9 protein-coding genes and 2 pseudogenes are annotated in these 6,199 nt (G+C 65.1%); 5 read left to right on the top strand and 6 right to left on the bottom strand.

The features are described from left to right. The 5 genes from ACFE99_RS21500 to mrf all read right to left on the bottom strand — a co-directional run. On the bottom strand, positions 1–1,245 hold a 1,245-nt coding region (locus ACFE99_RS21500), incomplete at its 3' end, for a PPE family protein (protein WP_375488420.1). Continuing rightward, positions 1,242–1,553, bottom strand: coding sequence for a PE family protein (locus ACFE99_RS21495; protein ID WP_375488419.1), 312 nt, complete (start codon positions 1,551–1,553; stop codon positions 1,242–1,244). The genes ACFE99_RS21500 and ACFE99_RS21495, both read right to left, overlap by 4 nt. A gap of 761 nt (positions 1,554–2,314) precedes the next feature. Continuing rightward, entirely contained in the window at positions 2,315–2,737 is a 423-nt protein-coding gene (locus tag ACFE99_RS21490) for a Fur family transcriptional regulator (protein ID WP_375488418.1), read from the bottom strand. Next, entirely contained in the window at positions 2,737–2,991 is a 255-nt protein-coding gene (locus ACFE99_RS21485; protein WP_375488417.1) for a type B 50S ribosomal protein L31, read from the bottom strand. The genes ACFE99_RS21490 and ACFE99_RS21485 overlap by 1 nt, the downstream gene beginning before the upstream one ends. Beyond that, positions 2,988–4,196, bottom strand: coding sequence for a ribosome hibernation factor-recruiting GTPase MRF (gene mrf / locus ACFE99_RS21480; protein ID WP_375488416.1), 1,209 nt, complete (start codon positions 4,194–4,196; stop codon positions 2,988–2,990). Before mrf ends, ACFE99_RS21485 begins: the two co-directional genes overlap by 4 nt. Positions 4,197–4,311: 115 nt before the next feature. Between mrf and rpmB the strand changes: the two genes are divergently transcribed. The 5 genes and pseudogenes from rpmB (at position 4,312) to ACFE99_RS21455 (ending at position 5,717) form a co-directional block, all read left to right on the top strand. Then, positions 4,312–4,548, top strand: coding sequence for a 50S ribosomal protein L28 (gene rpmB, locus ACFE99_RS21475; protein ID WP_375488415.1), 237 nt, complete (start codon positions 4,312–4,314; stop codon positions 4,546–4,548). Beyond that, positions 4,548–4,712, top strand: coding sequence for a 50S ribosomal protein L33 (gene rpmG / locus ACFE99_RS21470; RefSeq protein WP_375488414.1), 165 nt, complete (start codon positions 4,548–4,550; stop codon positions 4,710–4,712). Before rpmB ends, rpmG begins: the two co-directional genes overlap by 1 nt. Positions 4,713–4,717: 5 nt before the next feature. After that, positions 4,718–5,019: pseudogene (gene rpsN, locus ACFE99_RS21465) on the top strand (30S ribosomal protein S14); the annotation flags it as partial. Between the two features lie 3 nt (positions 5,020–5,022). Next, positions 5,023–5,331 (top strand): 30S ribosomal protein S18, encoded by a 309-nt coding sequence (gene rpsR, locus ACFE99_RS21460; protein WP_375488421.1) that lies wholly within the window; start codon positions 5,023–5,025, stop codon positions 5,329–5,331. 80 nt (positions 5,332–5,411) lie between these two features. Further along, positions 5,412–5,717: a hypothetical protein gene (locus ACFE99_RS21455; RefSeq protein WP_375488413.1), complete on the top strand. Its 306-nt coding sequence runs from the start codon at positions 5,412–5,414 to the stop codon at positions 5,715–5,717. 141 nt (positions 5,718–5,858) lie between these two features. Here ACFE99_RS21455 and ACFE99_RS21450 read toward each other — a convergent pair. Continuing rightward, positions 5,859–6,199: pseudogene (locus ACFE99_RS21450) on the bottom strand (hypothetical protein); the annotation flags it as partial.

Here is a 6,199-nt window from a genome sequence, read left to right as displayed (position 1 = left end):
CCTTTTGGCACTGGAGCTCGCGCTCGCACTCATCCCGGATCGCGCCCCGATGCCGGGCGGGCCGACCACATAGGGAGGAACAAAACTAGCACTAGCGGTGGCCGCAGGCGGCGGTGTCGGCGGCGTGGAGCTAGCAGCAGTGCTCGTCGCGGGTGCGGTCGTGGGTGCCGGGGCCGAGGCAGGAGCTGCGGCGGCTCCCGCAACGGTCGGAGCCATCGCGGCGGCCGGCAGCACGGGGGGCGCGGCAGCAGCTGGTGCCGGCGCGGGCCCGACCGCGGGCTGTGGCAGTGCGGCCAGTCCGGCCAGCCCGGCGAAGCCTCCTACGGCCCCGAAGGGGGCAACCGCCCCGATTACCGCGGCCGCCAGTAACCCCGGTTGGGTAGGCAACCAGCTGGCAATCTGGGCTATGTGAGTCGGCCAGTCGAACGTCTCCAACGCAACCAGATATTGAAAAGCCAACGCCGGATTCTGCGTCAGGTATACGCCGAACTGTTGAAAATCCTCAAATAGTTCGAGGGCTCGGACAACCCAGTAGATCGGTTGGCCCGGGTTCGTGTAGGCGTCGTAGGGCAGTCCGTTCACGGTGCCCTGAGCAGGGTTCCAATTGATACCGACGTTCTTCAGGATGTTGGCAATGAAGTCATCTATGGGGTTGTCGACCCTGGGGTCGGGGAAGGGATTCCCCGTGTCTTGGGTGGCGGCATTGCTTTTCACGATCTGCGGCGCCGGGGTGGTCTGCGGCGTCGCCGCCACCGCCGCGGTGGACACCGCCTGATAGGTAGTCATTGTGGTAGCGGCCTGGATCCACATCCGCACATAGTCGGCCTCGTTGAGCGCAATCGGAATCGTGTTGATGCCAAAGAAATTCGTCGCCACCAACACCGCATGGATAGCGTGGTTGGCCGCCAACTCAGGCAGAGTTGGCATGGCCGCCAGCGCGGCGGTGTAGGCGCCGGCCACGGTCTCATGCTGGGTGGCCGCCGCGGCACTGTTGACACTCGCCTGCATCAGCCACGCCACATACGGCACGTTTGCAGCGACATAGGACTCCGCGCTTGGCCCTTCCCATGCTCCGGCCTGCACCGACGCAACCAAAGCAGTGAGCTCTTCAGCTACCGAGGCGTATTCGGTGCTCAGCGAGTTCCACGCTCCCGCCGCCGCCAATAACGACTCAGGCCCGGGACCACTGCTCAGTAGCGCCGAATGCACTTCCGGCGGGAAGGCCATCCAGACCGGCGCCGTCACAAACCGCCTCCGACCAGATACGACGACGCTGCCGCCGCATCTCCGGCGGCGTAGCTGGCACCCGACTCGCCCACGCCGAAACCGGAGCGGCCCAGCTCCTGCACACCCTGAGCGGCCACGGCCTCATGCGCGCCACCGTGAAGGCTGAATGCGGCCGCGATCTGCACTGACACGGGATCGGCCGCCGGCGGCACCACCGCGGTAACCAGCGGGGCCGCAGTGGCCTGCGCGGTCCCCAGGCGAGCGGTCAATATTTCGACTGCCGCGCCGGCGGCGGCCAGGCCTTCGGGAACGACACGCAACGTCATGGCAGACCCTCCTCTTTACCGGACTGTCGAGATCAGCAAGATGAACATGATTTTCATTAACGCAAACACTGATACCACACAAACCATGGGTTTGGCGACTGGATTGCCCAAATTTCCGCACCTGCGGTCCGGCGCGAGGAGCATTACGGCTGCGGTCGTAACCCCTGCCAGCTGCGGCCGCTCAGATACTGGCCAGCCTCAACCGGTCCGACCGCCTTGGTGGGCGTTGACCCAGACCGCGTGGGTGTGAGCCGGTTACGGTTGCTTCACCGACCGACGCGGCAGGCGCTAGTAGTCGTAAGTGTTGGCCGGAGGGCCGATCCGCTGCACGGTCGACACAGCAAGGCTAGGAATGGCGCGGCCGGTGTTGTCACGCGGTCCCGGTGCCAATTGGCCCTGGACCCCTGAATCCAGGTGTTGTCGGGGTAGTCGGTGGCGGTGGTCGCCGCCGAGCCCTTGGGTCACTGATCACTGAGGTGATCTTCACGTGATCGCCGCCGATCTGCTTGGTCGTATCGGCCCAGAAATTCTCCGCGGCCACCACGTTCGCCGCCGTCGACGGCACCGAACGCGAGTGCGGCCCACGCGAACCACAACCGGCCGACACCAGGGCAACCGCGGACGCAAGCGCGGCGACTGTCACGGTGACGCGACGGCGGGTCAGGCGAAAATGAAAACGGTTCTCACCATAGAGAGCAGCATGCCTTTCTGCACAACCATGGCAATACTGGCCGGCTCTCTCGCGATGAACAGCAGGGCTATCAACCCGTCCCGGTGCCGCGACATTGGGGGCAGGTTCCGTAGAGGTCGATGTAATGCGCCACGTCGGCGTAGTGGTACTGCTCGGTGAGCTCACTGGTGTGCTGTTCGAGGCCGGCCGGGGTGAACGCGACCGCATGGCCGCAGCCCCGGCACAACAGGTAGTGACGATGCTCAGAGCCGGTGCGCAGCCGGTAGAGAACCTCCCCGTCTTCGGCGCGCTGCGTTTCCGCGACGAATTCGTCGGCCAAGGCGTGAAGGATGCGGTAGACGGTGGTCAGCGCGATCGGGATCGCTCGGTGCTCACGGATCTCGGCATAGAGCTGTTGGGCGCTGCGGAAGTTGTCGCTGCTGCTCAGCACATCCAGGACGGTTTGGCGGTTGACGGTGCTCCGACGTCGCCGTCCTGTCGATCGCGCAGGCATTACCGGCGCCCGTAGCGCCGGTGGAACTTCTCGACTTGGCCGGCGGCGTCGACGATGCGACGGCCACCCGTCCACAACGGGTGCGAATCCGAGGTGACTTCCACCACCACCAGAGGGTAGGTGCGCACACAGTCGACTGTTTCCCACTCGATGGTGCGCGAGCTGGTGATGGTGGAGCGGGTAAGAAAGGCTGCGCCGGTGGTCGCGTCCTGCAAGACCACGGGATGGTAGTCGGGATGAATGTCTGGCTTCATCGCTGCTCACCTCCTCGGTTGCCGTGTGATGGGGATTCTTGAGTAAGCCCCGATAGCTCGCCGCAGGGGTCCTCGTGCCAGTCACCGAAGGGATCGGCGTAGCGGCTCCACTTGTGCGGCATGGCCATTTCCTCGTCGGTGAGCAGTGCCCCATTCAGCGCATCGACGATTTCGGCGGGTTCGGCGCCGCACACCAGCACCGTCATCGAGGTGTGCCGATCGCCGATGCCGTCCTCCCACATCAATTCCGCCATGGCCCGTCGTTCCGGAGCGGCATAGGCCTGCTCCGATGAACTCATCGCCGCGAGCCACTTGCCGGCGGAGCTGATCCGCATCCCGCCGCCCGCCGATTCGATCCACGCGCCTTGCTCGGACCGGTTGGCCAGCCAGGCCCGGCCCCGCGTCCGGATCACGCCGTCCAGCAGCACGTCGACAGCCGCATGGAAGCGCTCCGGATGAAACGGACGACGAGCGCGGAACTCTACGATCTTGACGGCGCCTTCCGCCTCCAGCGGCGGCTCACCCGCCAGTAGCGGATCGTGTGGATCGTCACTGCGGCCCCGGCGCGTGGCGGGATCCAGGTGGGCCAAACACATCTCGACGCGTTCGACGCCCACGGTGATGCGGGCGCGGGGCGCCAGGCGCCGCAGCGCCGTCAGCGTCGTCGGTTCTGGGTGCGTCAATACCAGGACGTCGGCGAACTCCGCTTGACCGACCACTACTTGGGCGACCGGGCGCCCGTCGTCGAGCTCGTCGTCGCCGAGCGCCTGACCTAGCCATTGCTGGGTGTCGACACACGTGAGTACCGCGGCCACTTCGACGTCTCGGGCCGCCGGTCCGTCAATATAGCCCGGAGCGACTCTGATGCGGACGTGGTCGATGGCCACGCAGATCGGCTCCGGCTCCAGCCACGGCGACAGGTGCGACAAATGAACGACGATTCGATCCACATCGTCTCGGCGGTGTAACTGGCGCAGCAAGATCAACAAGTCGTTGCGGATAGTGCAGTTGATACACCCGTGGGCCAGCTCCAGAGCGGTTTCGGCGGTGGTCAGCACCCCCTTCTGCAGCGTGATCGTGGTGCGTCGCACCACCTGCCCGTCGAATTGGTGCTCGACGACCAGGGTGCCGGGCCTGCGCAGCAAGGCGCCTGTCACTGCGTCGCTATCGCCCTGCCCGACCACCAGAACCACCGGTGTGCGCATCGCCCTCAGCTTTACTGGTAATGATTTTCATTGTCGCGCGGTTAACGGTACAGTGTCGGGCGACGCTTGTCGAAAACGATTGTCATTAAGCTGCTCGAGCCAAGGAGGGCTTACGTTGTCCGCCCACTGTCAGGTCACCGGCCGCAAACCCGGTTTCGGTAACTCCGTTTCGCACTCGCACCGCCGCACGCGACGGCGGTGGTTCCCCAACATTCAGGTCAAGACCTATTACCTGCCGTCGGAAGACCGTCGCATCAAGTTGCGGGTCAGTACGAAAGGCATCAAAGTCATCGACCGTGACGGCATCGAGGCAGTGGTGGCCAGTCTGCGCCGACAGAACGTCAAAATCTGATGGCCCGCAACGGGATTCGACCGATCGTTAAGCTGCGCTCCACTGCGGGCACCGGATACACCTATGTCACTCGCAAGAACCGGCGCAACGACCCTGACCGGCTGGTGCTCAAAAAATACGATCCAGTGATCCGCCGCCATGTCGACTTCCGTGAGGAACGCTGAGCTCAATGGCCAAGGAATCTAAAGTCGTCAAGAACGAAAAGCGCCGTGCGACCGTGGCCCGCTACGCCGAGCGCCGCGCCGACCTCAAAGCAATCATCCGTTCACCCTCAACCAGCCCCGAACAGCGCGTGGTTGCCCAAGCAGAGTTGGGCCGCCAACCTCGCGACGCCAGTGCGGTACGGCTCCGCAACCGTGACGCTGTGGACGGCCGCCCGCGCGGACATCTGCGCAAGTTCGGGCTGTCCCGGGTTCGGGTGCGGGAGATGGCTCAAACGGACAGCTCCCCGGCGTCCGGAAAGCGAGTTGGTTGATGGCCGGCAAGTCCGCTCGCAACCGCCAGGCCAGCCGGCCGGAAATCAAACCCGGCAAGAAAAACCTGCTGACCACTCTCGGCCTGTCCGCCGTGGACTACAAAGACACCGCAACCTTGCGGGCCTTCGTTTCGGATCGCGGCAAGATCCGGTCGCGTCGAGTGACCGGCCTAACGGTCAAACAGCAGCGACAGGTCACCCTGGCGGTCAAAAATGCCCGCGAGATGGCGTTGCTGCCCTATCCCGGGCAAGGGCGCCCCATCAACAAGCCCGGCGGTGCGGCTACGTCGGCCCGCGGGGAGCCATGACCTCGTCACAACCCGCCACCCGGCGTCCCTTCACCGTGGCCTTGTGCCGAAGTTGCAGAGCGCAGGTCGGGCTGGAGGTGGTGGAGGCACTGCGGGCCACGATCCGTCGCTGTGATCACGGCGTGCTGGTCGTGACCGAATGCATGCTGGGCGTGCTTAGCTGCGGTACGCCGATCCAGAGTCCTGGTGTGATGGTGCTGTTACAGCCATGCTCGATCGACCGTTTTCCCAGCGGTCCTCCCCATTGGATCGGGCCGATTAACGACAACAACGACGTATCCGTCGTGTGTGACTGGGTACAGCGTGGCGAGTGGAACTGCCGCGCCCTGCCGGCGCGGCTGCGCAGGCAGGCACAGTGGACTGCAAGCGTCGCTCGAAGAAACTGAGGAAGCGAACGCTGTTCGCCAACGTCGGCGGGACCCGAGAACATCGGCGGCCAATTGGCCCGCCGCACCATATATCCGAAGATATCCGTCGGTGGCAAGGACACGAGAACTCGACGTTGAGGCCGGACGAGCGTTGCTGCATCAGCAGTGCTCTCCGTCCTCTCCCGCCTCGGCGGCCTGGGCTGGATTCCAGGTTCCGGGGACCATCGGGATCTTGGGGCCCCCGCCGAGCTCGTTACCGGCGAGCGTGGTCAAGCCCGCCGCCTCTGCAACTGTCTGCTTGCCTACTGTGCCGGCAAACCCCAGCTTTCCCGCATCCTGATCGGAGGCCACCGTGGAGACGACTGGCTTCTCATCCGGCGGCGCCCCCCAGTCGGGCTGCACCTCGACATTCATATCCATGTACTCTTCGCCGTACCCGCGCAGCTTCGCGCGCCGGCGCCGCCGCGCCCGGGCCTGCTCTCGAGCCGCCGCCCCCGCCG

The organism is uncultured Mycobacterium sp. (assembly GCF_964249325.1).
Classification (GTDB): Bacteria; Actinomycetota; Actinomycetes; order Mycobacteriales; family Mycobacteriaceae; genus Mycobacterium.
The sequence above is the reverse complement of the archived record's forward strand: the minus strand, read 5'-3'. Positions and strand labels throughout refer to the sequence as shown.

What these genes read in the sequence shown, in the direction of transcription:
- ACFE99_RS21495 (WP_375488419.1), bottom strand. Translation starts at nt 1,553, where the DNA reads ATGACGTTGCGTGTCGTTCCCGAAGGCCTGGCCGCCGCCGGCGCGGCA.
- ACFE99_RS21490 (WP_375488418.1), bottom strand. Translation starts at nt 2,737, where the DNA reads ATGCCTGCGCGATCGACAGGACGGCGACGTCGGAGCACCGTCAACCGC.
- ACFE99_RS21485 (WP_375488417.1), bottom strand. Translation starts at nt 2,991, where the DNA reads ATGAAGCCAGACATTCATCCCGACTACCATCCCGTGGTCTTGCAGGAC.
- mrf (WP_375488416.1), bottom strand. Translation starts at nt 4,196, where the DNA reads ATGCGCACACCGGTGGTTCTGGTGGTCGGGCAGGGCGATAGCGACGCA.
- rpmG (WP_375488414.1), top strand. Translation starts at nt 4,548, where the DNA reads ATGGCCCGCAACGGGATTCGACCGATCGTTAAGCTGCGCTCCACTGCG.
- rpsR (WP_375488421.1), top strand. Translation starts at nt 5,023, where the DNA reads ATGGCCGGCAAGTCCGCTCGCAACCGCCAGGCCAGCCGGCCGGAAATC.